The organism is Cupriavidus sp. BIS7, assembly GCF_000292345.1.
GTDB lineage: Bacteria > Pseudomonadota > Gammaproteobacteria > Burkholderiales > Burkholderiaceae > Cupriavidus.
Genome location: NZ_ALOU01000010.1, coordinates 1 through 25,154, shown reverse-complemented (window position 1 = coordinate 25,154; position 25,154 = coordinate 1). Strand labels below are relative to the sequence as shown.

Below are 25,154 nucleotides of genomic sequence, written 5' to 3'. Positions count from 1 at the left end.
GGGTAATTTATGCGCCACTTGCTTCATGCTGACGGCCCGGTGACCATCAACGGGTTTGCCTCGGCTCCGCTGGCCCAGCTCAAGCGTCTGCGCGTGCGCCTGCCGCTGGTGTTTGTGCTGTTCCTGCTGCTGGTGATCGGGCTGGGCGCGTTCAGTATCAATCGTCTGAACAGCTTCCACAATGTCTCGGCCCAGATCAGCGGGCACTGGCTGCTGAGTGACCGCATCCTGGGCGACCTGAACAACAATATTTCAGATTTCCGCGCCACGGAAGGCGAACTGCTGACCGCGCGGCGCGGCAAGGACCGGGGCAGGGCGGAAGGGCAGCTCGCGGAACTCGACGAGACGATTGCCGATGCCCAGCGGCGTTACGAGCAGGTGGATCACGATACCGTCGAGCTTGACCTCTACCAGCAGTTCTCCGGCCAGTGGCGCACCTACCGCGACCTGGCCAACCGCGTCATGGTGCTGTCCCAGCGCGACGACAAGACCGACGCCATCGCACTCTATTACCAGGAATCGCGCCGTGCGTTCAACCTGGCCAACAACACGCTCACCACGCTGACCGAGCGCAATGTGACCGGCGCGAACGAAGCCACCCAGGCGGAAGCGCTGGCCTACCGGCGCGCTCGGGACCTGATCGTCAACGCGATCATCGTGGCCACGCTGCTGATGATCGCGGGCGTGCTCTACTTCGTTACGGCGGTGACCAATCCGATTGCCGAGCTGGTTGTGCGCATGCACCGGATTTCCGACAACGAAACCGAGATCAGTATCCCGTCGACCGAGCGCCCCGATGAGGTTGGCGAAATCGCCCGCGCCGTGCTCCGCTTCCGCGACAACACGGTGGCGCTGGCGCAAAGCCGGGCCGCGCTGGCCGAGCAGGCGCGCGCGCTGGAAGCCACGCTGGTCAACGAGCGGCGCATGGCCGAGCTGCAGCGCAACTTCGTCTCGATGGTGTCGCACGAGTTCCGCACGCCGCTTACCGTGATCGACGGGTACGCGCAGCGCCTGAGCCATATGAAGCCGCCGCTGTCGATGGAGCCCGTGATGGATCGTTCGGCGAAGATCCGCGCCGCCGTGCGCAGGATGACCGCGCTGATCGACGACATGCTGGGCGCATCGCAAGTGCTTGACGTTGCAACGCCGGGCGCGCTGCAGCACATCGAGTTCTCGCTGCGCCTGCTGGTGCATGAAGTCTGCGAGATGCATCGGGAAAGCTCGCCCGATGCGGTGATCGTCGAGCGCTGGGATGATGCGGTGGCGGAGGTATTCCAGGGGGACCCGCGGCTGCTGTTCCAGGCGCTAAACAACCTCGTTGGCAACGCCATCAAGTATTCCCCGCCCGGGGCGCCCGTCTGCGTGGAAGTGGCGATGGAATCGGGCGCCATCGCAGTATGCGTGGCGGACCAGGGCATTGGCATCCCCGAGAAGGACCTGAACCACGTATTCGAGCGATACGTGCGCGGTGCCAATGTCAGCGGCACCGCGGGCGCGGGCGTGGGGCTCTATATCGTGCGTCTGGCCGCCGAACTGCACGGTGGCACGGTTTCGGTGATGAGTGCCGAGGGAACGGGCTCGCGCTTCGTGCTGAGCCTGCCGGGCGAGCCCGCAGGGCTTAGCGCGTAGCCACGTCCGTATTCGTCTTCGTACTCGTCTTCGTATTCGTCTTCTCGCCCTGTCCCACCTTCGTCTCTTCGGTCTGGCGGTTCCACCAGCCGCCGCCAAGGGCCTGGTAGAGCGCCACTGAGTCCGAATAGCGGGCGGCCTGTGCCTGCGCAGTGGCTTGCGTGGCAGTCCGGTAGGCCTGCTCCGCGTTGAGCACGGCCAGCACGTTCACATAGCCGTTCGACAGTTGCTTCTCGGTGATGTTGAGCGTTGTCTGCGCGGCCTGCTCCGAGGCGATGGCGGCCTTCAAGGTATCTGCATCCGCATCCACGGCGTGCAGCGTGTCGGCCACGTTCTGGAACGCGTTGATGACGGTGCTGCGATACTGGGCCTCGGCCTGCACCAGTGCCGCGTCGGCGCCGTGCTTGCGCGCCAGCAGCGTGCCGCCGGCAAAGAACGTTTGCGCGACGTTGCCCGCCAGGCTCCAGAACACATTGCCCGCGGCGAACATCTGGCTGAACACGGTGGCCGTGCCGCCCTTCGATCCGGTGATGGTGAGCTGCGGCAGCATATTGGCGATGGCCACGCCGACATTGGCCGTGGCCGAATGCAGTTGCGCTTCCGCTGCGCGGACATCCGGACGCTGCCGCACCAGTTCGGACGGCAGCGACACCGGCAGTTCTTCGGGCAGCTTGAAATCATCGAACGTAAACTCGGCGTCGAGCGGGTCTGCCGGCAGCTTGCCGGCCAGCGCCGCCAGCAGGTCACGCTGAATCGCCAGTTGCTTGCGCAAGCCCGGCAGCGCCTGCTCTGCCTGCGCAAGCTGCGTGCGTGCCGCGGCAACGTCCAGGCCGCTTACAAAGCCGAGCGCGAACTGCTTCTGCAGGATGGTGAGCAGATTGGTCTCGATGGCGACGATGCGTTGCTGCGCGTCGATCTGCGCGCGCAGCGAGGCTTCCTGGATCGCGGCCAGCGCAATATTGGAGGCCAGCGTCAGGTAGGTGGCCTCCACCTCGAAGCGCTGTGCATCCTCAAGCGCCTGCAACGATTCCACCTGCCGGCGGTTCAGGCCGAACACGTCGGGCGCGTAGCTGATCGACAGTTGCGCCGTGTGCAGGTTGAACAGTTCTTCGCCCGAGGTCAGCGTCGGCGAGATCGTTCCCACAGGATTGCGCTGCCGTGACGGCGAATAGGAACCCGAGATCGTCGGGAAGAAGAAGCCTTCCTGCGCGCGCACCTGCGCCTGCGCCTGCCGCAGGGCGGCCTGTGCGGCCGTTACCGTCGGATTGGCCCTAAGCGCGTTATCGATGAAGCGGTCAAGCTTCTCCGAGTGGAACATCGACCACCATTGTTCCGGGATCTGCATCCCGGCGACAAAGCGCTGGGATTCACCGCCCTGAACCGGCGCGGAAGCCGTTTTCTCGGGAAGCGGGGTCGGCGTGTAGGCGGCGGCGTCAGGCGCCTTGGGCGTTTTGAAGTCCGGGCCGACGGCGCACGCGGCCACGACACAGCAAGCCGCCAGCGCACATGCGGTGCTGGCGAACGGGATTCTCGAACGGGTAGTAAGGCTGCGATGAGCGGGCAGCATAGGCCGTAGTCTCTATAGCTATTTGTAGCGCTGGGCGGATTCTAGGAGTGAAGCGGCCGCCCGGCCACTGTCATTAATCACAGTAGACCGTGACGCGGCGAACTCTCATCATTCGGCCAAGTTTTTTAGAATACTGAGGGTCACTCCATGCGTTTAGATGCTAAGTCCGCTGTCATTGGCGGCGGCGCCACCGCTGTGGTCCTGGTGGGGTTGATGCTCGCATTCAACGCGTGGACCCAACCGAGCCCGCTATATGGTCCGGAAAAAGGTTTTGGCAAGGGCGCCGCGTCCGAGCCAAGGGTGGCCCCGCGTGGGTCATCCGTGACACTGACTCCCACCCAGATGGGGGGTGTCAAGGTCGTATCGGCCCAGCAATACGAGTTCGCCAATCAGCGCGAAGCCGTCGGCAATATCGATTTCAACCAGGACCGATCGGTCCCGGTGTTCACGTCCTATCAGGGCAAGGTCCGCAACGTATTCGTCAGGATTGGCGACGATGTGGCCAAGGGCACGCCGCTGTTCGATATCGACAGCCCGGACCTGGTCCAGGCCGAATCGACGCTGATCTCCGCCGCCGGCACGCGCAAGCTCACCGCCCGCGCGCTGGAGCGCGCGCACCAGCTCTTCGAGATCCAGGGCATCGCGCAGAAGGACCTTGACCAGGCCGTGTCCGACCAGCAGGCCGCCGAGGCCGCCTACAAGGCAGCGCGCGACGCTGTGGCGATCTTCGGCAAGAGCCAGGCCGAGATGGACCGCATCATCGAGCAGCGCCGCACCGATTCGGTCCTGACCGTGTCCAGCCCGATTGCCGGCCGCGTCACCGCGCGCAATGCACAGCCGGGATTGCTGGTCCAGCCGGGCAGCAGCACGGCGCCGATCACCGTCTCCGACATTTCCACAGTCTGGATGCAAGCCTTCGTGACCGAGGCCGACAGCCCGTTGCTGCATGTGGGGCAGCCCGTCAAGGTGCACGCCATGGCCTATCCGGGCCGCGAGTTCCCGGGCGCCATTACGGCCATGGGCGCGTCGATCGATCCGACCACGCACCGCCTGATGGTCCGCTCCGAGGTCAAGGACCCGAAGCATGAACTGCGGCCGGGGATGATCACCTCGTTCGACATCCGCACCGGCGACCCGTCGCGGTCGGCGGCGGTTGCGGCCGACGGCGTGGTGCGCGAAGGCGATGGCACGATGACCGTTTGGGTCACCAAGGACAAGCGGCACTTTGAACGCCGCGTGGTCTCCATCGGCCTGACGCAGGACGGTCTGGTTCAGATTCTCAGCGGCCTGGAGCCGGGCGAGCTTGTGGCAAGCGAGGGCGCACTGTTCCTCAGCAACGCGGCCGCCCTTGCCGCCCAGTAAGACGCGCATAAGTCGCGACCCCAGTCATTCCGAATAAGAGGCTTCCGTGCTCAGGAACGTACTCCGGCTGTCGCTGACGCGGCGGCCGCTCATTCTGCTTTTTCTCCTGGTGTTTGCCAGTGCCGGGTTGTTCGCCTATTCGAGGCTCAATATCGAGGCGTATCCGAACCCGGCTCCCGTGATCCTGGAAATCACCGCGCAGGCGCCTGGCCTGTCGGCCGAGGAAATGGAGCGCTACTACACGGTGCCCATGGAAGTGGGACTGGCGGCCACGCCCGGCGTGGAGAGCATCCGCTCGACGTCGTTCTACGGGCTTTCGTTCGTGCGTGTCACGTTCAAGTACGGGATCGACTACTACTTTGCCTATACGCAGGCCGCGCTTGCGCTGCAGCAGAACGTCAGCCTGCCCAACAACGTACAGCCGCAGATCCAGGCGTCGAGCCTGGTTGGCGAAATCTATCGCTACCAGCTGCGCGGGCCGGAGCACTTCGGGCTGACCAATCTGCGCACGCTGCAGGACTGGGTGCTCGAGCGCCGCCTGAAGACGGTGCCGGGCGTCATGCAGGTGGTGAGCTGGGGCGGCACGACCAAGGAGTACGACGTAGAGGCCGATCTGCGCAAGCTTGATGCGTACAACATCACGCTGCCGCAGATGATCACCGCGCTCGGCAACGCCAACATCAACGTCGGCGGGCGAACCATCAACCTTGGACAGCAGTCCGTCAACATCCGTGGCGTGGGGTTGATCGAGGACACCAAGGATATCGAGCAGGTCGTGCTCACGCAGAGCAATGGCGTGCCGGTCCAGGTCAAGGACGTGGCCAAGGTCAAGGTCGGCTTCACGCCGCGGCTGGGCAGGTCCGGGCGCGACAACCAGGACGACGTGGTCACGGCCATCGTCGTGATGAACCGGACGTTGCAGACCAACGAGGTGGTGGCCCGCGTCAAGGCGGAAATCGACAAGATCAACAGCGACGGCACGCTGCCTGCCGGGGTGAAGATCGATCCGTACTATGACCGCTCGACACTGGTCGCCGTCACCACGCATACGGTGCTGCACAGCCTGTTGTTCGGCTGTCTGCTGGTGTTCTTCATCCAGTGGGTGTTCCTGGGCGACCTGCGCAGCGCGGTGATCGTCAGCGTCAACATACCGTTCGCGCTGTTCTTCAGCATCATGATCCTGGTGATACTGGGAGAGTCGGCCAACCTGCTATCGGTGGGGGCGGTGGACTTCGGGATCATCGTGGACTCCTCGGTGATCCTGGTCGAGAACATCTTCCGGAACTTCCAGATGCCGTCGGCGGACCAGCGGCGATTGCTGATGAGCCGCGATGCGCGGGCGCTGGGCAAGGGCGCGGGCATCACCGACCGCATCCGCATGATCTTCGTGAGCGCTCTGCAGGTGGACAAGGCGGTGTTCTTCTCGGCGGCCATCACCGTTGCGGCATTCGTCCCGCTGTTCACGATGCAGGGCGTGGAAGGGCAGATCTTCGGGCCGATGGCGCGTACCTACGGCTATGCGCTGCTGGGCGCGCTGATCGCCACGTTCACGGTCACGCCGGTGCTGTGCAGTTATCTGCTGCCCAAGCATATCGAGGAAAAGGAAACCATCCTGGTGCGCTGGCTGCATCGCATCTACGAGCCGGCGCTGAAATGGTCGCTTGGCAACAAGCGGATGTCGGTCGCCATCGGCGCCGTGGTGCTGGTGATTACCGGCGCGCTGATGCCGCTGCTGGGCACGGAGTTCCTGCCGGCCCTGGAGGAGGGCAACCTGTGGATTCGCGCGACGATGCCGCCGACCGTTTCGCTGGAAGCGGGCGTGTCTCCGGTGGCGCGCATGCGCAAGATCCTGCTGTCGCATCCCGAGGTGGCGACGGTGGTTTCGCAGCACGGACGCCCGGATGACGGCAGCGATGCCGCGGGCTTCTTCAACGCCGAGTTCTTCGTGCCGCTGAAGCCGTTCGACGAATGGCCGGCCGGCATGACCAAGGACAAGCTGGTCGAGCAGGTGCAGAAGGAGTTCGCCGACGAATTCTCCGGCATTTCACTGAACTTCTCGCAGTACATCCAGGACAACGTGCAGGAAGGCCTGTCGGGCGTCAAGGGCGCGAACTCGGTGAAGATCGTGGGCCGTGATCTGCCCACGCTAGAGAAGCTGGCCGACCAGGTGCTTGCCGAGATGAGGCAGATCCGCGGCGTGACGGACCTTGGCGTGTTCCGCGTGTTGGGCCAGCCGAACCTCAATATCAAGGTGAACCGCGAGGCGGCGGCGCGCTACGGGCTCAATACCGGTGACGTGAACTCGGTCGTGCAGGCCGCATTGGGCGGCACGCAGGCCACCACGGTGCTGGAAGGCGACCGCCAGTTCGCGCTGACGGTGCGCATGGCGCCCGAGTATCGCGGCAGCATCGACGCGATCCGCAATATCAAGGTGGCCTACCAGACCGCCGGCGGTTCCAACGCGTATATCCCGCTCAGCGCGCTGGCCGATATCTCGCTCGATACCGGGGCGTCGTACATCTATCACGAACGCAACCAGCGCTATATCCCGATCAAGTTCAGCGTTCGCGACCGCGACCTGGGCAGCACGGTGAAGGAAGCGCAGGCGCGCATCGCCAGCCGGATCAAGCTGCCGGAGGGCTATCAGATTCAGTGGGCCGGCGAGTTCGAGGAACTGGAGCAGGCCAAGAAGCGGCTGGAGCTGATCGTGCCGATCAGCATCGTGATGATCATGGTGCTGCTGTACGGCTTGTTCAATTCGCTGCGCGATAGCGTGATGACGCTCGCGGGCATTCCGTTCGCCATCGCTGGCGGCGTGATCGCGCTCTTCGTGACCGGGCTGGACTTCAGCATCTCGGCGGCAATCGGCTTTGTCTCGCTGTTCGGGGTGTCCGTGATGGACGGCATCCTGATGATCACGTACTACAACCAGCTCAGGGAGCAGGGCGAGAAGTCCGAGGATGCGATGTCACATGCCGCGCAGCAGCGGATGCGGCCGATGCTGATGACGGCACTGTCCGCCTGTATCGGCCTGTTGCCGGCGGCAATCTCCACCGGCATCGGCAGCCAGGTGCAGCGCCCGCTGGCCACCGTGGTGGTGGGCGGCATGCTGATCGGGCCGATCATGCTGCTGGTGATCGTGCCTGCGCTGCGTATGGTGTTTATCGGCAAGAAGGAAACCTGACGCCGTCTTGCACCTGACGTCAGGTGACAAACAGCGGCCACGTCGATTCAATCCGGGTTCGGCCCGGGTGAATCACGTGGCCGCTTGCATTTGACCGCGCGGCATGTACCGCGCGTGATGCAGAGAGGGACTCAACCCTCCCGGCCATCGGTGCGGGGCCGCATCAGGTAGGGCGCGTACTTGGCAAGGTAGAGAACAAGCGCCAGCACCCACAGCGCGCCAGAGGCAGCAATGGCCTCAGGCTTGTGCGCAGGCAGTGTGATCGGAACCGCCACCCGCACAACGGCTGCCAGCGTCATGCACAGGTAAGCCAGGTGTTCCATGCGGCCGGTCTGGAGCATGCGCCCAGTGTGGCCCAGTGCGGTGCGCGTGATCATCGCGATGATGGCGCAGCCGATTGCCCCGACGGTCAGCGCGTGGAGCGCGGAGGAGCGGTCTACCCAGCCGGCCGAGGCCGCCGCGATCAGCGCGAAGCCGATGGCCAGGAACGCGTAGGCAACATGCAGGATGCTGACGATGGGCTTGCGTACCGTGCGCAGCGAATCCCATCCGGCAAGGCGGATGCCATGTGCCACGGCGGCCCCTGCCGCCAGCAGGCCGGTGATGGCGGCGGGTGCCTGCACGGCATTGGCCAGCGCCGCAAGAAGCGTCAGCGCGATGACGCTGCGCTCCACGCCGGCCCAGCGGCGAATGCGGATACCCGGAATGGCGTTGGCGGTGAACATCGGAATCACGCGGCCACCGATCACCGTGACGAAGATGGCGACGAACCCGATTGCCGCTTCGCATGCATGCAGTGCCCAGGCAATCTGGCCGGCCTGAACTGCGGCATGGAAGCCAATGTTCAGCGCACCCATCAAGCCGAGCGCGATGGCCAGTCCGTAGTTGCGTTCGCTCTTGGCGCGCCGGAGGATGCGATAGAAGGTCAGGCTGCAAAGCGGCAGGAACGCCGCGTCCACCGCGATGGCCGCCCAGGCCGGGCCGGTCCACATCAGCACGCGCGCCAGCAGCCAGGTGCCGGCCAGCGCGCCGAGCCATGCCCCCTGCGGGGTTTGCAGGCCTGTCCAGTTCTTGCCGGCCGTGAACAGAAAGCCCACCACTACCGCCGCCGAAAATCCGAACACCATTTCATGTGCATGCCAGAGCATGACGCCTGCCCACGGCTGGCTGGACGGTGCCCACCAGCCAAGGTAGATGGCAACCCATGTTGCGACGGCCAACGCGCCGAATCCGGCGGCCAGCAGATAGAACGGGCGGAATGCCAGGGCCAGCACAGGCAGGCCGCGATAGCCGGCCTGGGAGCGGGAAGGTGGGGAGATTGGCAGCAGGACGGACATGATCAGGAAGGGGTGCTCGCGTGACGCAATCGATTCTATAAAACATGCATATGAAATACAACTTAAAACTCAGGGAGTGATCGATGGCATTGCAACCGGTTGCTGCGGGCAAGCACCTATGCGGTTCTGGGGCCACACCCCTCCACGGCAGGGTGCAGCGCACAACGCTCGCACCGTTAGCCTGCGAACAATACATTGAAGGCATGGCGCAAAGACGCCGCAGGTGGTGGTCCTGAGACGTGTGATACGGGGAATTTCAGTGCTTATTGCATCACGTTGTGATGCAAAACCTTGGCCGTACTTTCGGTAATTGGGGGGGTAGCTATGAAGTTTCGTGATCTGTCGATCAAGACCAGGCTCCTGGCGGGGTTTGGCGCACTCGCGCTGATCGTGCTGGTGGTCTCCGGGTTGTCACTTCGCGCATTGAGCCAGGCCACGGACGGGTTCAGTGCCTACATCAACGGCCTCAATGCGCGAGCAGAGGCAGCGACACAGGTGCGTACCGCCGTTGACCGCCGTGCCATCGCCGCACGCAATCTGGTGCTGGTGACGACGCAGGCCGACATCAGCCTGGAGAAGGCAGCGGTCCTGAAGGCGCATGAGGACGTTGAGGCGCGGATGACCCGGCTCAAGCAGATGATCATGGCCGACGGGGTCAGCGAGACGGCGCGCAATCTCGTGGCGGAGGTGGATCGCGTTGAAGCGCGCTATGGCCCCGTGGCGACCGCCATCGTCGCGCTGGCCCTGGATGGCAAGCGCGATGCGGCGACCGAAAAGATGAACAACGAGTGCCGCCCGCTGCTGGCCGAGCTGATCAAGGCCACCAACACCTACATCACCTTCACGCATGAGCGTCAGGCGGAGATGATCAAGCGCCTGCAGGACGAGTACGTAATGCAGCGCAACCTGCTGATCATCGTGTCGATTGCCGCAGTCGCATTCGCGTTGATCGGCGGCATGCTGCTGACGCGCGCCATTATCGGCCCGATCGAGCGCGCCGTAGAGGCGGCAGGTACCGTCGCACGCGGCGAACTTGGCGCACGTATCGAAGTGGATTCCGCTGACGAAACCGGCCGGCTGCTCGGCGCGCTGCGCGACATGAACGAGCGCCTGACCGAAACGGTGGCGCGCGTGCGAGAGGGCAGTTCAAGCATTGCGGTGGCGACGGGCCAGATCTCGGAAGGCAACATCGATCTGTCGAGCCGCACCGAGCAGCAGGCCGCATCGCTCGAGGAAACCGCGGCCAGCATCGAGGAACTGACCGCCACGGTGCGGCACAACACCGAGAACGCCCGCCAGGCCAGTGCGCTGGCACGCAATGCGGCCGAAGTGGCGCAACTGGGCAGCGGAACCGTGAGCCGCGTGGTCGATACGATGGAAGGCATCAGCGCAAGCTCGACCAAGATCGCGGAGATCACCGGCATTATCGAAGGCATTGCGTTCCAGACCAACATTCTGGCGCTCAATGCAGCGGTGGAAGCGGCGCGTGCCGGTGAGCAGGGTCGTGGGTTTGCCGTGGTGGCCAGCGAGGTTCGCGGACTCGCGCAGCGCTCGTCAAGCGCCGCCAAGGAGATCAAGGACCTGATCGAAGCATCGGTCGCCCAGGTGCAGGCCGGTTCGTCCCTGGCGAACGAAGCGGGCAAGACCATGACCGACGTGACACAGGCAGTGGCGCGCGTGACCAATATCGTCGACGAGATTGCCGAGGCATCGGCGGAGCAGAACCGCGGCATCGAGCAGGTGAACCAGGCGATCGTGCAGATCGATCAGGTCACCCAGCAGAACGCGTCGCTGGTGCACGAGGCCGCCAATGCTTCAAAGGCGCTCCAGGACCAGAGCCGGTCCCTGGACGATGCCGTGGCGTTCTTCAAGCTGCCGGCGGACGTAGGCGTGCAACGCGCCGTGCCGGCCCGGCGGGCGGCTGCGCTGGGCGCCATCGCATACACGTAAGACTCTCGCGGAACTTGCGTGAAGCTCGGCAGAGCCCACGCAAGCGTCATGGCGGCCGGCATGTCCGGCCGCCGGTTCCTACGGCGCAAGCTGGTCGAGTACCGTCGCGGCAGTCTGCAGGCCCGCTTCGATCAGGTGCTGCATGTAGGCGCCCATGTGCGGCATGACCAGCGAAAGTACCAGCATGCCGCCCAGCAGCGTGACCGGAAAGCCGACCGCGAAGATCGAAAGCTGCGGCGAAGCGCGGTTCAGGATGCCCATGGCCAGGTTCATCGTCAGCAATGCGGCGATCATCGGCAGCGCCAGCAGCGTGCCCGACGCGAACACGATCGATCCGGCACGCGCCAGCGCGCCCCAGCCGTGACCGGAGAGCGGCACGCCTGCGATTGGCACGCCCTGGAAGCTGTCGACCAGCGCGGCCAGCATCATCAGGTGGCCGTCCAGCGCGAGGAACAGCAGCGTGGCGACGACATTGAGGAAGCGCGACAGCACCATGGTCTGCCCGCCTGACGAGCGGTCGTAGAACGACGCGAACGACAGGCCCATCTGCAGGCCGATGACTTCGCCGGCCATTTGCACGGCTGCGAACACGAGCCGCATCGCAAAGCCCATCGACAGGCCGATGCCGACTTCATTGAGGACGACCAGCAGGCCTTCGAGAGAGTAGACCGGCGCCGTGGGAATCTTGCCGATCGTCGGGGAGATGATGACCGCGAGCGCAGCCGCCAGCAGGATCTTGAGGCGGCGCGGAATCGACGATTCGCTGAACACCGGTGCCACCGAGATCAGCGCCATCAGCCGGAACATCGGCCAGAGGAAGGCGGCGATCCACCCGTATATCTGGGCAGTGGTGACCTCGATCACGGCGGGCGGCTCGAAAAGTGAAAGGTGGGGCGGGTGGCGGCGGTCAGTGCGCCAGCGCGGGAATGCTCTGGAACACGCCGCGCATGTAGTCGACGAACGTGTTGATCATCCAGGGGCCGACCAGCACCATCGTTGCGAACAGCGCGATGAGCTTGGGGATGAACGTCAGCGTCATTTCGTTGATCTGCGTCGCGGCCTGGAACAGGCTCACCACCAGGCCGGCTGCCAGCGCCACCAGCAGCAGCGGGGCGGCCAGCATCAGCGTCATTTTCATCGCCTGCGTGGCGATCGTCATCACCATTTCCGGTGTCATGGCGGGCCTCCGGTCAGTTCATGAAGCTCTGCGCCAGGGAGCCCAGCAGCAGTTGCCAGCCATCGACGAGCACGAACAGCATCAGCTTGAACGGCAGCGATATGGTGGCGGGCGGCACCATCATCATGCCCATCGCCATCAGCACGCTGGCCACGACGAGATCGATGATGAGGAACGGGATAAAGATCGTGAAGCCGATCTGGAACGCGGTCTTCAGTTCGCTGGTGACGAACGCGGGCACCAGCACCGAGAACGGCACGTCGTCTGGGCCCTGCATTTCCGGTGTCTTCGCCATCTGCGCGAACAGCGCAAGGTCCTTCTCGCGGGTCTGGCGCATCATGAACGCGCGCAGCGGCACGGCGGCGCGCTGGGCGGCGGTCTCCAGGCTGATCCTGTTTTCCGACAGCGGCTGGTAGGCGTCGGTGTAGACCTTGTCGAACACCGGCGACATCACGAAGAACGTCAGGAACAGCGACAGCCCCACCAGCACCTGGTTGGGCGGCGACGATGCCGTGCCCAGCGCGTTGCGCAGCAGGCCCAGCACGATGATGATCCGCGTGAAGCCGGTCATCATCAGCATGGCCGCGGGCAGGAACGACAGCGAGGTCAGCAGGACCAGCGTCTGGATCGACAGCGACCAGGTCTGGCCGCCACCGGGGCCCGGCCGGCTGGTTACGCCGGGCAGCGACTGGGCCAGCGCCGATTCGGGCACGAGCCAGAGCGCAAGCGGCAGCAGTGCCAGCAGGGCGGCAGCCACGCGCACATGGCGTACATGGCGCACGGAATGCCGTACGTCGTCGGCACGCAGCGAGTTCATTTCTTGAGGTTTTCCTGCATGGCGCGCATCAGCCGTTCGCCAAATCCGCCTTGCATGCGCTGTGGCGGTTGTGAGCCCGGTTGTGAACCCGGTTGTGAGCTATCTGGGGCGCCGGTGTCCGGCCGCGCGGCGAGTGTGTGCAGCGGGCGGATTTCGTTGGGCGATACGCCAAGCACCAGCCACGTATCGCCAACTTCCACGGTGACCACCTTCTGGCGCGGACCGAGCATCAGGCTGCCGACCACCTTCATCGACGCGTTGCCCGAGCCGTGGCGCACCAGTCCAACGCGGCGCGCTACCCAGGCCATCGCCAGAATCAGTGCGATGACGGCGAACAGGCCCAGGCCCGCTTGCGCCAGGCTGGCCCCGCTGCTGATGACCGGCGCACTGGAGGTGGCCAGATGGCTGGCCGCCGCACCGCTGGCGGGGGTGCCCGCCTGGGCGGTACTGAGGACGACATCGGCAGCATGCGCGCCGGTAGCGCTGGTTGCGGCAAGGCCCGTCAGGGCGATGCCCGCGGCAGGCCGGCGCGATGCTGCTGTCATTTGTTGAGCTTCCGGATGCGTTCGGACGGCGTGATGATGTCCGTCAGGCGGATGCCGAACTTGTCGTTCACCACCACCACTTCACCCTGGGCAATCAGGTAGCCGTTGACGAGCACGTCCATCGGTTCGCCGGCCAGGCCGTCGAGTTCCACCACCGAACCCTGCGCAAGCTGCAGCAGGTTCTTGATGGGTACCTTGGTGCGGCCCAGTTCCACGGTCAGCTGCACGGGAATATCGAGAATCATCCCGATATCGTTGTGGAAGCCGCTCGGTGCGTCCTGCGCCAGCGGCGGGAACACGGTGGAGGCCGCCGGCGTGGCGGCAGGCATGGCTTGCGCCGCCGGAGCGGCAGCGGTGGCGGCCATGGCGGCAGCAGGGGCTGCCTGCTCGGCGCTGGTCTGCTCCGCGAGGGCGCTGGCCCAATCGTCCATCGGATCGACCGGCTTGTCCTGGGTGCCGTCAGTCATGATCGGTTTCCTTGTTGGAATCGCTATCTTGGTAATTGATCATTCGTTCCACGCGCAGCGCGTACTGGCCATTCATGGTGCCGAAGCCGCACTGCATGACGGGCACGCCGTCCACCTTGCCGAAGATGTGTTCGGGCAGTTCGATCGGCAGCACGTCGCCCTTGCGCAAGGCCAGTACCTCGGCCACGGTGCTGCGCAGGTGTGCGAATTCGGCCACCAGTTCCACTTCGGCGGCTCGCAACTGGTTGGAAAGCTGGCCGAGCCAGCGCTTGTCCACCTCGACTTCGTCCTGCAGCGGATTCATCAGCAGATCGCGCAGCGGCTCGATCATCGAGAACGGAATGCAGATATGAAGCTGCCCGCCCACGGCGCCCAGTTCGATATGGAACGCGGTGGTGACCACGGCATCGTTCGGGCCGGCCACGTTGGCGAACTTCGTGTGCATCTCCGAGCGGACATAGTCGAACTCGATCGGATGCACGGTGCGCCAGGCCTGGCCGTAGCTGGTGAGCGTGAGGTCGAGCATGCGGCGGATGATGCGCTGCTCGGTCTGTGTGAAGTCGCGGCCTTCCACGCGGGTGTGGAAGCGGCCGTCGCCGCCGAACAGGTTGTCGACGACGAGAAATACGAGATTCGGGTCGTACACGAACAGCGCGGTGCCCCGCAGCGGCTTCATGTGGACCAGGTTCAGGTTGGTCGGAACGGGCAGGTTGCGGACGAAGTCGCCATATTTCTCGATGCGCACCGAGCCCACCGAGATGTCCGCGCCACGGCGGATGAAGTTGAACAGCGCCGTGCGCAGCGCGCGGGCAAAGCGTTCGTTGATGATTTCCAGCGTGTGCAGACGGCCGCGGACCACCCGTTCCTGGGTGGCCAGGTTGTACGGCCGGACCCCGCCGTCGTCGGCGGCGGGCGCGCTTGCCACGGGCGCATCGGCTTCGCCCGATACGCCTTTCAGTAGTTCGTCTACCTCGTCCTGCGAGAGGAACTTGTCGTAGGCCATCTAGTGTCCTGCCCCGTGAACGGCTTTAAGGATGAAACGGTCCATGTCCGGCTTCAGGCGGCGCGCACGGCGCGACGGAAGCAGTGAAGAACGGCGGGCAGTTTCATATCGGTTTGGCTCGGGATTCGCGAGGCAGGCACACGGCTTACTGCACCACGAACGATGTAAACAAGACGTCCAGGATCTTCTGCGGCGGCAGGCTCGGGGCAAACGGCTGGCTGACAGTCGCCTGGATGTCCTGTGCCAGCTTGCGCTTGCCTTCCACGGTTGCCAGATCGGCCGGCTGGCGGGCCGACAGCAGCAGCAGGATGCGGCTGCGTGCTTCCGGCTGGTACTGCGCCAGGCGCGCCTGGGTCTCGCTGTCCGCCACCTTGAGAGACAGGCCGGTGTGCAGGAAGCGGTCGCCGTCCTCGCTCTTGAGGTTCACGGTGAACGCGTCCAGCGGCACGAAGATCGGAGGCGGCACCACGGGCGCTGCCGGCGCCGCCGGCTGATGGTTGCCGCCGATGACGCTGCCAAGCACGAAGCCGCCAACGCCCAGCACCACAACCAGTACGCCGCCGCCGATCAGCAGCAGTCGGCCGCGCTTGCTCGTGTTGCCGCCGGTCTGGGAGGGGGAAAGCGTGTTCGCCATGAGATGCCTGTGTCGGAATGCCTGCATTCTTCCCGAATCGCAGGCAAGCAAAGGGCCGATAAAAAGGGGGAATCCCGCTCAGCTTGGCCGTTTGAGCTGGGCGGGCGTCGGGCGCAGTGGCGCATTGGCGCGCGATTTGCGCCTGCAAGCTGGTTAACGAATGAGGGGAGCGGAACTTAAGGGATCTTAAGGATGAGGTGCTTTATCGGGCGCTTGTACGGGCGGCTCGGGTGGCATCCCGGTGCGGATGCCGGTGCAAAGGCGTGCACGGCCTGGCGGACCCCTTGTGGGCAATTCGTTGTAATACAACGCCTTGCAAAACTTAACTCTTATATAAGATATAAGACATTTGATCTCGGCCGGACTTCCGTTTACAATCACGCGCAACTGGCAGTGATGCGACGCCAGTCCTCACAGAGACAGCAGTACCGTTACAACCCTATTACCAGCAGGTTCCCATGCTTGAAACCTATCGCGCCCATGTTGCCGAACGCGCTGCGCTTGGCATTCCCCCTCTGGCTCTGACCGCCAAGCAGACCGCCGAGCTGATCGAACTGATCAAGAACCCGCCGGCGGGCGAGGAACAGACCCTGCTGGACCTGATCACCCACCGCGTGCCGGCCGGCGTGGATGACGCCGCCAAGGTCAAGGCTTCGTACCTGGCCGCCGTGGCACTGGGTTCGGAAAAGACCGCGCTGATCTCGCGCGCCCGTGCCACCGAACTGCTCGGCACGATGCTGGGCGGCTACAACATCTCGCCGCTGATCGAACTGCTCGACGACGCCGAAGTGGGCACCGTGGCCGCTGAAGCGCTGAAGAAGACGCTGCTGATGTTCGACGCCTTCCATGACGTGAAGGAAAAGGCCGACAAGGGCAACGCCAACGCCAAGGCTGTGCTGCAAAGCTGGGCCGACGCCGAGTGGTTCACGAGCCGTCCGGAACTGCCGCAATCGCTGACGATCACCGTGTTCAAGGTGCCGGGCGAAACCAACACCGACGACCTGTCGCCGGCCCCGGACGCCACCACGCGCCCGGACATCCCGATGCACGCGCTGGCCATGCTGAAGAACAAGCGCGAAGGCGCTGCGTTCCAGCCTGAAGAAGACGGCAAGCGCGGCCCGGTCAAGTTCATCGAATCGCTGAAGGAAAAGGGCCACCTCGTCGCCTACGTGGGTGATGTGGTCGGTACCGGCTCCAGCCGCAAGTCGGCCACCAACTCGGTGCTGTGGTTCACCGGCGAAGACATCCCGTTCGTGCCGAACAAGCGTTTCGGCGGCGTGTGCCTGGGCAGCAAGATCGCCCCGATCTTCTACAACACGATGGAAGATGCCGGCGCGCTGCCGATCGAGCTGGACGTCTCGAAGATGGAAATGGGCGACGTGGTGGAACTGCGTCCCTATGAAGGCAAGGCCCTGAAGAACGGCGAAGTGATCGCCGAATTCCAGGTGAAGTCGGACGTGCTGTTCGACGAAGTGCGCGCCGGCGGCCGCATTCCGCTGATCGTCGGCCGTGGCCTGACCGCCAAGGCGCGCGAGTCGCTGGGCCTGGCCCCGTCGACGCTGTTCCGCCTGCCGCAGAACCCGGTCGATACCGGCAAGGGTTTCTCGCTGGCGCAGAAGATGGTGGGTCGCGCGTGCGGCCTGGAAGAAGGCAAGGGCATCCGCCCGGGCACGTACTGCGAACCGAAGATGACCTCGGTGGGCTCGCAGGACACCACCGGCCCGATGACGCGCGACGAGCTGAAGGACCTGGCCTGCCTGGGCTTCTCGGCCGACCTCGTGATGCAGTCGTTCTGCCACACCGCCGCCTATCCGAAGCCGGTGGACGTGAAGACGCACCACACGCTGCCGCAGTTCATCAGCACGCGTGGCGGTATCTCGCTGCGCCCGGGCGATGGCGTGATTCACTCCTGGCTGAACCGCATGCTGCTGCCCGACACCGTGGGCACCGGCGGCGATTCGCACACCCGCTTCCCGATCGGTATCAGCTTCCCGGCCGGCTCGGGCCTGGTGGCCTTTGCCGCCGCCACCGGCGTGATGCCGCTGGACATGCCGGAATCGGTGCTGGTGCGCTTCAAGGGCAAGATGCAGCCCGGCGTCACGCTGCGTGACCTGGTCAACGCCATTCCGCTGTACGCGATCAAGCAGGGTCTGCTGACCGTGGCCAAGCAAGGCAAGCAGAACATCTTCTCGGGCCGCATCCTGGAAATCGAAGGCCTGCCCGACCTGAAGGTGGAACAGGCATTCGAACTGTCGGACGCCTCGGCAGAGCGTTCGGCCGCTGGTTGCTCGGTGCGCCTGAACAAGGAACCGATCATCGAATACATCAACAGCAACATCACGCTGCTGAAGTGGATGATCGCCGAAGGCTACCAGGACCCGCGCAGCCTGCAGCGCCGTATCAAGGCCATGGAAGCATGGCTGGCCGATCCGAAGCTGCTGGAGCCGGATACCGACGCCGAGTACGCCGCCGTGATCGAGATCGACCTGGCAGACGTGCACGAGCCGATCGTGGCCTGCCCGAACGACCCGGACGACGTGAAGACGCTGTCCGACGTGGCTGGCGCCAAGATCGACGAAGTGTTCATCGGTTCGTGCATGACCAACATCGGTCACTTCCGTGCCGCCTCGAAGCTGCTGGAAGGCAAGCGCGACATCCCCGTGAAGCTGTGGGTCGCTCCGCCGACCAAGATGGACCAGAAGCAGCTGACCGAGGAAGGCCACTACGGCGTGTTCGGCACGGCCGGTGCGCGTACCGAAATGCCGGGCTGCTCGCTGTGCATGGGTAACCAGGCACAGGTGCGTGAAGGCGCCACGGTGATGTCGACGTCGACGCGTAACTTCCCGAACCGTCTGGGCAAGAACACGAACGTGTACCTCGGTTCCGCCGAACTGGCCGCCATCTGCTCGCGCCTGGGCCGCATCCCGAGCAAGGAAGAGTACATGGCTGACATGGGCGTGCTGAACGCCAACGGCGACAAGATCTACAAGTACATGAACTTCGACCAGATCGAAGACTTCAAGGCAGTGGCGGATACGGTGACGATGTAATCGTCAGCGTTCCTCTGCGGATCTTCTTCTGCTGAGGACTGAGAAACCCCGCGGGCGCGTAAAGCGTCCGCGGGGTTTTTTTTTATAGCGTGGGTGTGTCGCCATCTTGACGATTGTCGGAGGTAATTCGAGACACTTGTGCGCCACAGAGGGCGGTATGATTTGCGGCGCGCAGGCAGTAGCAGCGGCATTCCCAACCTAAAGGAACGGGACAACCGATGAAAGTAGGCCAGTTGGTGGAGTGCGACTTCGGCGACTATGCCTACGACTCCAACAAACAACCAGTTGACGACTGTGACGGACGCATCGCGCCGGAGATGGTCAAGAATCGTCTTGCGGTGGTGCTGAATTTCAAGTTGAACCAAGGGGCCGTGGTTGTTCCTGTCTCGTCCAGCAAGGATGCGAACAAGGTTCAGCGAGGGCTCCACGTGTTCATTGACCCGATGCATGTGACGAGGACGATTTTCTATGACGCTCGCGACAGATGGGCGCTTTGTGATCACGTGCAGCAGGTAAGCAAGAAGCGCTTGAAGACCGTGAAAGGCAACGGCAAATACATCGTGGATGTTCTACCCCCTCACTTGGTGGCCGACATCCAGAAGGGCATCATTGCCGCTATCAATGCGAAGGCGCTATTGCAGTTGGCGAAGGTTGTTGTGCCTGTTGCCCAGGTGGGTACTGTGGCGCCACTGGTAGTCGATGCGTCCAATTCTGTTGACAATGCGGCATGACTACAGGACAATTTTCGCACACGCCCTCTGAGGCAAACAGTTGTTGTAGTACGCGGTAGTTCGCTCCCCTTGAGGGAACCTCAAAAGCCCAGCCTAGCCGCTGGGCTTTTGTTTTTTCAGCTGTTCCAGACCGTGCTGGGGCTCTACGAACTCCCCCGAAACTTTCCACGCCGGACTTCGCGAGACCAGGCTGTTCATCGCCCCTGCCGCGCATGCGCACCCCGCACCAGCATGTCCAACTCGCCCGGTTTGACAATAAGCCAACTCCGGCCGCCTCCCTCCAGGTAGCCGCGCTTGTGCCAATCGGACAACAGGCGGTTCACCGTCTCCGCGCGCACGCCGAGCTTGGCCGCCAGTTGGCGCTGGCTCACCGGCAACTCCGCACGCCCACTGCCTGCCGTCGCCAGTCTCAGCATGTAGGCGGCAAGCCGCTGCTGGGCGCTGGTGCTTGCCAGGCTGTCGACATCATCGATCCGTAGCTGCAGCGTTTGCGCGGCCAGGCTCAGCATGCCCATGGCAACCGTCGAGTGTTCCTGGCATGCCTGGAGAAGGCTGGCGCGGCTGATCTGGCACAGCGTGCTGTCCATGGCCGCGCGCGCCTCCACGGGATACCTCGGCTGCTGCAGGAACATGACGATGGCAGCCAGCAATTGGCCGGCTTCCACGTGGTGAATGATCCGGTCTTCCCCATCGATGCCCATGCGTAGCGTATCGATGCGCCCGCGCAGGACCAGGTACCAGTAGTCCGCCCGCTGCCCCTGGCTGAACACGTACTCCCCCTTTTCCAGATGACGGATCGCCGCCCGCGAGAGCAGGCGCTCGCTCAGCGCGGCCGGATGCAGTACCGGGTGGCCGGTCAGCATCGCCCGGGCTTCCGCCAGGTCCGCCCTGGCTGTCTTGACATTTCTCATTGGCGTTTCGAAACGAGGCACGAATAATTCGCAAATGATAATCATTCGCGAAAACTTGGTCATCCTCGCAAGGGGGTGACCCTTGAACGGGGAAATCATCGTGGCTCGTACATTTGTGTCAAATCGGCGGATCTGGCTGTCCTGCTCGACGGCCGGTGCCGTTGCGCTCGTCTGGCCCGGCCAGGGCGCGGCTTCCATGGCCAGTCAGGTCCAGGAACTGGAAAGCGTGACCGTGAGCGCAACGCGCACGTCCGACACCATCGAGGGAACACCGCGCACGGTCACCGTCATCACGGGCGAGCAGGTGCGTGAGCGTGTAAGCAGCGGTGGCATCCAGGGCCTGCTCGCGGACGTTCCCGGTGTTTCGTACGCGCGCACCGGCGGGCTTGGCGGGCAACTCGTGATGCGTGGCTTCAATACCAACTCCGGCCGGTCGATCATGGCGATCGATGGCGACCGTTACCGGGGCCGCAGCACGCTCGAGTACAACATGATCGATCCGAACACGATCGAGCGCATCGAGATCATCCGGGGCCCGGCCTCGGCGCTGTACGGTTCCGACGCCATGAACGGCGTGGTCAACATCGTGACGCGGCGCGCCAAGGCCGATCCCGATCAACCGTTCCAACTCGCGCCAAAGCTGCGCTCGGTGGAGTGGAACAGCGTGAACAACATGGTGGGCGGGCGCGTGGAGCTTATCGGCGGCGGGAACGGCTTCGACGTCCTGCTCGGCGTCAATCATCGCGATGCGGGCGACTATTCGACGCCAATCGGCGATGCCCTCAACAGCGGTTTCAATTCGACGGGCGCGGACCTCGCGGTTGGCTTCCGGCCGAATGCGGATTCGCGCTGGGAACTGTCGGGGCGCTATCAGCGCGTGGTCAGCAAGCGGGCCGGCGGCCTTGGCGCGGCACCGGGCGAGCCGTGGCTCAGCGTGCGCGAGGACCCGATCATCGAGCGCTACATGCGCCTGGCCTACGAGGGCCGCAACTTTGGCGCCTGGGCCGACAGCGTGGATGCCAGCATCTACGTGCGCGATTTCGATACCGACATCTACCAGCGCAACAGCACGTCTCCTGCGGTCACCGTGTACAACCACATCAAGGTCTATACGCCCACGGTCTGGGGCGGCCACCTGACGGCCATGAAGCAGATCGGCGAGCACTCGCTGAGCTACGGCGGGGACTTCTTCAACGAGAACTTCGATGGCCGCGTGAACAGCGTGCAGCGGTACAGCAACAGCACGGGCGCGTTGCTCGCAAACACTGGCTGGCGACAGATGGAGCGCGGCGCGGACCAGACCAACCTGGGCTTGTTCGTCAACGACAACTGGCACGTCAGCGAGAAATGGACGCTATCCGGCTCACTGCGCGCGGACATCGTCGATATCCGGATCGGCGACACCTATCCGGGGGAATCCGCCAAGCTGACCCAGGCGTATGAAGGCAAGACCCGTCCGCGCCACTATGCGGTGACTGGCGGTCTCGGCGCGATCTATGAGTTCGTGCCGAACTGGCAACTGGTGGGCAACCTGAGCCGCGGTTTCCGCGCGCCTTCCGGCATGAACCTGACGATCTCCAGTATTGCGGGCACCCAGCCCACGCTGCCTTCGCCCGACCTGAAGCCCGAAACCAACCTGACCGCCGAGGCCGGTGTGCGCTGGTATGGCAACAAGGGCTGGGCCAGGCTGAGCGGCTACCAGAGCAAGTACACGGACCTGATCACGCTGAATCGCGTTGGCACCAACCTTTACCAGCGCCAGAACATCGGCCGCGCCACTATCCAGGGGCTTGAACTGGAGGGGCGCACCCAGGTCACGCGGCGCTGGAGCGTGGGCGTTGCAGCGGCTTATACCCACGCCCGTAACGATTCGACGGGCAATCCGCTGCCGTACGTGGCGCCGCTCACTGCCAATGCGTCGCTGCGCTACGACGGGGCCGGATGGTACGGCGAGGGCGTGATTCGCGCGTTCAAGGCCAAGACCCATATCGACACCAGCCAGGAGCGCAGGACCGCCGGATACGGAATGGTCGACCTGTTCTTCGGCCTGGACATGGACCGCGTGCTCGGCAATGGATGGCGCGACTGGAAGATGCTGGCCGGCGTCGAGAACGTGTTCAACCAGGTAGGCCGAAATCCCACCGTTGCAGAAAACCTGTCGTATCCGAACACGCTGGTGGGCAATCCGCTGGTGGAACCGGGACGGTCAGTGGTGCTGAAACTGACGGGGACGTACTGATGCGCCGCCCATCGTTGATGCTCCTGCTGGCAGCGCTGTTGCTGCTGCCGGTAGCGCTGGTCGTCCGCGCAGCCGAAGTTGTTGACCAGAGCGGCCGCCCGGTGGCCATCCCATCGCGCGTTGAGCGCGTGGCCGCCATTCCGATCCCGATTGCGTCGATGATCATGGCGGTGGATGGCGGCGCGGGCCGTCTGGTGGGCATGAATGGCGCGAGCCGTGCCGACTTCGAACTGGGCCTGCTTGGGCGCATGTTCCCCGAGGCCGCGCGCATCCCGGCCCAGGTGGCTGGCGAAGGCTTCGTGCCCAATGTCGAAGCGCTGGCCGCGTCGAAGGCCGATGTGGTTTTCCAGTGGGGCGACCGCGGCGACGACATCGTTCGCCCGATCCGCGCGATTGGCCTGCCGGTGATTACGCTGCGCTACGGTGACAGCGCTCTGGCTGCCGGGTGGTTGCGCCTGGTCGGCGCAGCGCTGGGCCGTGCTGACCGTGGCGAAGATCTGGCGAGCTGGTTCGAGACACGCAGCGCGGCCATCGGCGAGCGTGCGCGAGCCATCCCCAGCGCGCAGCGGCCGCGCGTGCTCTACCTGCAGCGTGCGCGTTCAGGCCTGCGGGCGGCCGGGAAGGGAACCAGCATGGACGGCGACATCCGCCTGGCCGGTGGCGTGAACGTTGCCGCCGGCGTGCCGGGCTTCGCCCAGGTGGATGTTGAGCAGTTGCTCGCATGGAACCCGCAGATCGTGCTGCTGAACAACTTCGAGCCGGGGTTGGCGCCGGCGGACGTCTACCGCAATCCGCGCCTTCAGGGCCTGGCGGCGGTGCGCGAGCGACGCATCTACAGCTATCCGCACGGCGGCTTCCGCTGGGACCCGCCCAGCCAGGAGACGCCGCTGGCCCAGGAATGGCTGTTCAGCCTGTTCCATCCGCAGCGCAGCGAGCCGGGCATACGGCAGCGCATTACCGACGCGTACCGGATGATCTACGGCTATCACCTGAGCGATCGCGACACCGACGACCTGCTGAAACTCACCGCCAATGGCGGCAGCGCTCATTACCGCGCACTGTTCGGCGCAGGGAGCGTGCGATGAGGCCGGGACGTTCGCTGGCCACGCTGATCCTGCTGGCGGCGCTGCCGGTGGTCGGTGTATTGGCGATGGCTGCGGGCCGCTACGCAATCGAGCCCGCCACCGTGCTGCGCATCCTTGCATCGCCACTGCTGGGTGCTGGCGACTGGACCGCGATGCAGCAGAGCGTGGTGCAGGGCGTACGCCTGCCACGCGTGCTGCTGGCTGCGGTGGTAGGCGCGGGGCTGGCCGGCGCGGGCGCGGCGCTGCAGGCGCTGTTCCGCAATCCGCTGGCCGAGCCGCAACTGCTCGGGGTGTCGTCCGGCGCGGCGTTCGGCGGCGTGCTGGCTTTGCTCGCCGTCGGCGACGGCTGGCCTGTGATGACTGGCGCGCTGATCTGGGGCTTGTTGTCGCTGCTGGCCGTGTACTGGCTGGCGGGCGCGCGCAAAAGCCAACGGAGCGGCGCCGTGCTGCTGGTGCTCGCCGGCATCGTCGTCAATGCCGTCTTTGCCTCGGGCGTGTCGCTGGTCAAGCTGATGGCCGATCCGCAAAACCAGTTGCCGGCGATCATCTTCTGGCTGATGGGCAGCCTTGCAGCGGCAGATCATGACAGGCTGCTGCTCACGTTGCCATGCATCGGACTGAGCCTGCTGCTGCTCTACGGCATGCGCTTCCACCTGATGGCACTGGCGGTTGGCGAGGATGACGCGCGCAGCCTGGGCGTGCCGGTGGGCCGCGTGCGCGGCCTTGCGCTGCTGGCTGTCGGCGTCATCACCGCTTCCAGCGTTGCCGTGTGCGGCGTGGTCGGCTGGGTGGGCCTGGTGGTGCCGCACCTGGTGCGCATGAGTTGCGGCAACGGGCATCGGCACTTCCTGATCAACACCGTGCTGGCTGGCGCCGTATACCTGGTCCTGGTCGATACGCTGGCACGGACCCTGAGCCCGATGGAGATCCCGCTAGGGGCGCTGACCGCCTTGTTCGGCGCGCCGCTGTTTGCGTTCCTGATCCGCCGGCTCGGAGGCGCTGCGCATGGCTGACATCGTCCTGCAGTGCCATGGCATCAGCCACGGCTACGCCAACCGTGCCGTGCTGCGCAACCTCGATCTGCAACTACCGCGCGGCGCGCTGTGTGCGCTGCTGGGCGCCAATGGCGCGGGCAAGTCGACGCTGCTGAAAATTCTCGCGGGCCATCTGGCGCCGTCCGCCGGCCAGGTCGGCCGGGTTGGCCGCATGGGCTTCGTGCCGCAGGAAGTCCATCCCGCGCTGCCGATGAGCGCGCTCGAGATGGTGCTGCTGGGCCGCGCGGGCGGTATCTCGTTGCTGCGCGCACCGTGCCGTGCCGACTACGCCGCCGCGCGCGACGCGCTGGCACGCGTGGAGTCCGCACACCTTGGTGACCGCGCGTTTCTTTCGCTGTCTGGCGGCGAGCGGCAACTGGTCATGCTGGCGCGCGCGCTGGCCGCCGAAGCCGACGTGCTGCTGCTCGACGA

At 64.7% G+C, this 25,154-nt stretch carries 20 protein-coding genes; 10 read left to right on the top strand and 10 right to left on the bottom strand.

The window, feature by feature from the left end:
• Positions 1 to 9: 9 nt before the first annotated feature.
• Positions 10 to 1,629: an ATP-binding protein gene (locus B552_RS0103990; RefSeq protein ID WP_019447719.1), complete on the top strand. Its 1,620-nt coding sequence runs from the start codon at positions 10 to 12 to the stop codon at positions 1,627 to 1,629.
• Here B552_RS0103990 and B552_RS27120 read toward each other — a convergent pair.
• Positions 1,619 to 3,196 (bottom strand): efflux transporter outer membrane subunit, encoded by a 1,578-nt coding sequence (locus B552_RS27120; protein WP_083860216.1) that lies wholly within the window; start codon positions 3,194 to 3,196, stop codon positions 1,619 to 1,621. The genes B552_RS0103990 and B552_RS27120 overlap by 11 nt on opposite strands.
• Positions 3,197 to 3,343: 147 nt before the next feature.
• Here B552_RS27120 and B552_RS0103980 point away from each other — a divergent pair, with 147 nt between their 5' ends.
• Both B552_RS0103980 and B552_RS0103975 read left to right on the top strand, forming a co-directional pair.
• Positions 3,344 to 4,558, top strand: a complete 1,215-nt coding sequence (locus B552_RS0103980) for an efflux RND transporter periplasmic adaptor subunit (RefSeq protein ID WP_026035299.1) — start codon at positions 3,344 to 3,346, stop codon at positions 4,556 to 4,558.
• Between the two features lie 46 nt (positions 4,559 to 4,604).
• On the top strand, positions 4,605 to 7,742 hold the full coding sequence (locus tag B552_RS0103975; RefSeq protein WP_019447716.1) for a CusA/CzcA family heavy metal efflux RND transporter: 3,138 nt from the start codon (positions 4,605 to 4,607) through the stop codon (positions 7,740 to 7,742).
• Positions 7,743 to 7,873: 131 nt separating this feature from the next.
• Here the strand turns inward: B552_RS0103975 and B552_RS0103970 are convergent, their stop codons facing one another.
• A complete protein-coding gene (locus B552_RS0103970; protein WP_019447715.1) occupies positions 7,874 to 9,079 on the bottom strand; it encodes an NnrS family protein in 1,206 nt (401 codons plus the stop codon).
• A 324-nt stretch (positions 9,080 to 9,403) separates the two neighbouring features.
• On the opposite strand from B552_RS0103970, the gene B552_RS0103965 reads away from it, so the two are divergent.
• The gene (locus B552_RS0103965) at positions 9,404 to 11,029 is read left to right on the top strand and encodes a methyl-accepting chemotaxis protein (RefSeq protein ID WP_019447714.1); all 1,626 of its coding nucleotides are present in this window, start codon (positions 9,404 to 9,406) and stop codon (positions 11,027 to 11,029) included.
• Positions 11,030 to 11,107: 78 nt separating this feature from the next.
• Here the strand turns inward: B552_RS0103965 and fliR are convergent, their stop codons facing one another.
• From fliR to fliL, 7 genes are all read right to left on the bottom strand, one after another.
• Positions 11,108 to 11,893 carry a flagellar biosynthetic protein FliR gene (gene fliR, locus B552_RS0103960; RefSeq protein ID WP_019447713.1) on the bottom strand — a complete coding sequence of 262 codons (786 nt, stop codon included), beginning with the start codon at positions 11,891 to 11,893 and terminating at the stop codon, positions 11,108 to 11,110.
• Between the two features lie 43 nt (positions 11,894 to 11,936).
• Positions 11,937 to 12,206 carry a flagellar biosynthesis protein FliQ gene (gene fliQ, locus B552_RS0103955; protein WP_019447712.1) on the bottom strand — a complete coding sequence of 90 codons (270 nt, stop codon included), beginning with the start codon at positions 12,204 to 12,206 and terminating at the stop codon, positions 11,937 to 11,939.
• 13 nt (positions 12,207 to 12,219) lie between these two features.
• On the bottom strand, positions 12,220 to 13,023 hold the full coding sequence (gene fliP, locus B552_RS0103950) for a flagellar type III secretion system pore protein FliP (protein WP_019447711.1): 804 nt from the start codon (positions 13,021 to 13,023) through the stop codon (positions 12,220 to 12,222).
• Positions 13,020 to 13,568, bottom strand: coding sequence for a flagellar biosynthetic protein FliO (gene fliO / locus B552_RS0103945; RefSeq protein WP_019447710.1), 549 nt, complete (start codon positions 13,566 to 13,568; stop codon positions 13,020 to 13,022). The genes fliP and fliO overlap by 4 nt, the downstream gene beginning before the upstream one ends.
• On the bottom strand, positions 13,565 to 14,035 hold the full coding sequence (fliN, locus tag B552_RS0103940) for a flagellar motor switch protein FliN (RefSeq protein ID WP_019447709.1): 471 nt from the start codon (positions 14,033 to 14,035) through the stop codon (positions 13,565 to 13,567). Before fliN ends, fliO begins: the two co-directional genes overlap by 4 nt.
• Positions 14,028 to 15,038, bottom strand: a complete 1,011-nt coding sequence (fliM, locus tag B552_RS0103935) for a flagellar motor switch protein FliM (RefSeq protein WP_019447708.1) — start codon at positions 15,036 to 15,038, stop codon at positions 14,028 to 14,030. Before fliM ends, fliN begins: the two co-directional genes overlap by 8 nt.
• 145 nt (positions 15,039 to 15,183) lie before the next feature.
• Positions 15,184 to 15,672 (bottom strand): flagellar basal body-associated protein FliL, encoded by a 489-nt coding sequence (gene fliL, locus B552_RS0103930; RefSeq protein WP_019447707.1) that lies wholly within the window; start codon positions 15,670 to 15,672, stop codon positions 15,184 to 15,186.
• 458 nt (positions 15,673 to 16,130) lie between these two features.
• Between fliL and acnB the strand changes: the two genes are divergently transcribed.
• Together acnB and B552_RS27115 are read left to right on the top strand one after the other, a co-directional pair.
• The gene (gene acnB, locus B552_RS0103925) at positions 16,131 to 18,722 is read left to right on the top strand and encodes a bifunctional aconitate hydratase 2/2-methylisocitrate dehydratase (RefSeq protein ID WP_019447706.1); all 2,592 of its coding nucleotides are present in this window, start codon (positions 16,131 to 16,133) and stop codon (positions 18,720 to 18,722) included.
• Positions 18,723 to 18,940: 218 nt separating this feature from the next.
• A complete protein-coding gene (locus tag B552_RS27115; RefSeq protein ID WP_019447705.1) occupies positions 18,941 to 19,453 on the top strand; it encodes a type II toxin-antitoxin system PemK/MazF family toxin in 513 nt (170 codons plus the stop codon).
• A 194-nt stretch (positions 19,454 to 19,647) separates the two neighbouring features.
• Here B552_RS27115 and B552_RS27110 read toward each other — a convergent pair whose 3' ends face one another.
• Entirely contained in the window at positions 19,648 to 20,364 is a 717-nt protein-coding gene (locus B552_RS27110; RefSeq protein ID WP_162137610.1) for a Crp/Fnr family transcriptional regulator, read from the bottom strand.
• Positions 20,365 to 20,464: 100 nt separating this feature from the next.
• On the opposite strand from B552_RS27110, the gene B552_RS0103910 reads away from it, so the two are divergent.
• From B552_RS0103910 to B552_RS0103895, 4 genes are all read left to right on the top strand, one after another.
• Positions 20,465 to 22,603 carry a TonB-dependent receptor gene (locus B552_RS0103910; protein ID WP_162137609.1) on the top strand — a complete coding sequence of 713 codons (2,139 nt, stop codon included), beginning with the start codon at positions 20,465 to 20,467 and terminating at the stop codon, positions 22,601 to 22,603.
• Entirely contained in the window at positions 22,603 to 23,688 is a 1,086-nt protein-coding gene (locus B552_RS0103905; protein WP_019447702.1) for an ABC transporter substrate-binding protein, read from the top strand. Before B552_RS0103910 ends, B552_RS0103905 begins: the two co-directional genes overlap by 1 nt.
• Positions 23,685 to 24,701, top strand: a complete 1,017-nt coding sequence (locus B552_RS0103900) for an iron ABC transporter permease (RefSeq protein ID WP_019447701.1) — start codon at positions 23,685 to 23,687, stop codon at positions 24,699 to 24,701. The genes B552_RS0103905 and B552_RS0103900 overlap by 4 nt, the downstream gene beginning before the upstream one ends.
• The coding region (locus tag B552_RS0103895) for an ABC transporter ATP-binding protein (RefSeq protein WP_019447700.1) at positions 24,694 to 25,154 on the top strand (461 nt) is incomplete at its 3' end. The genes B552_RS0103900 and B552_RS0103895, both read left to right, overlap by 8 nt.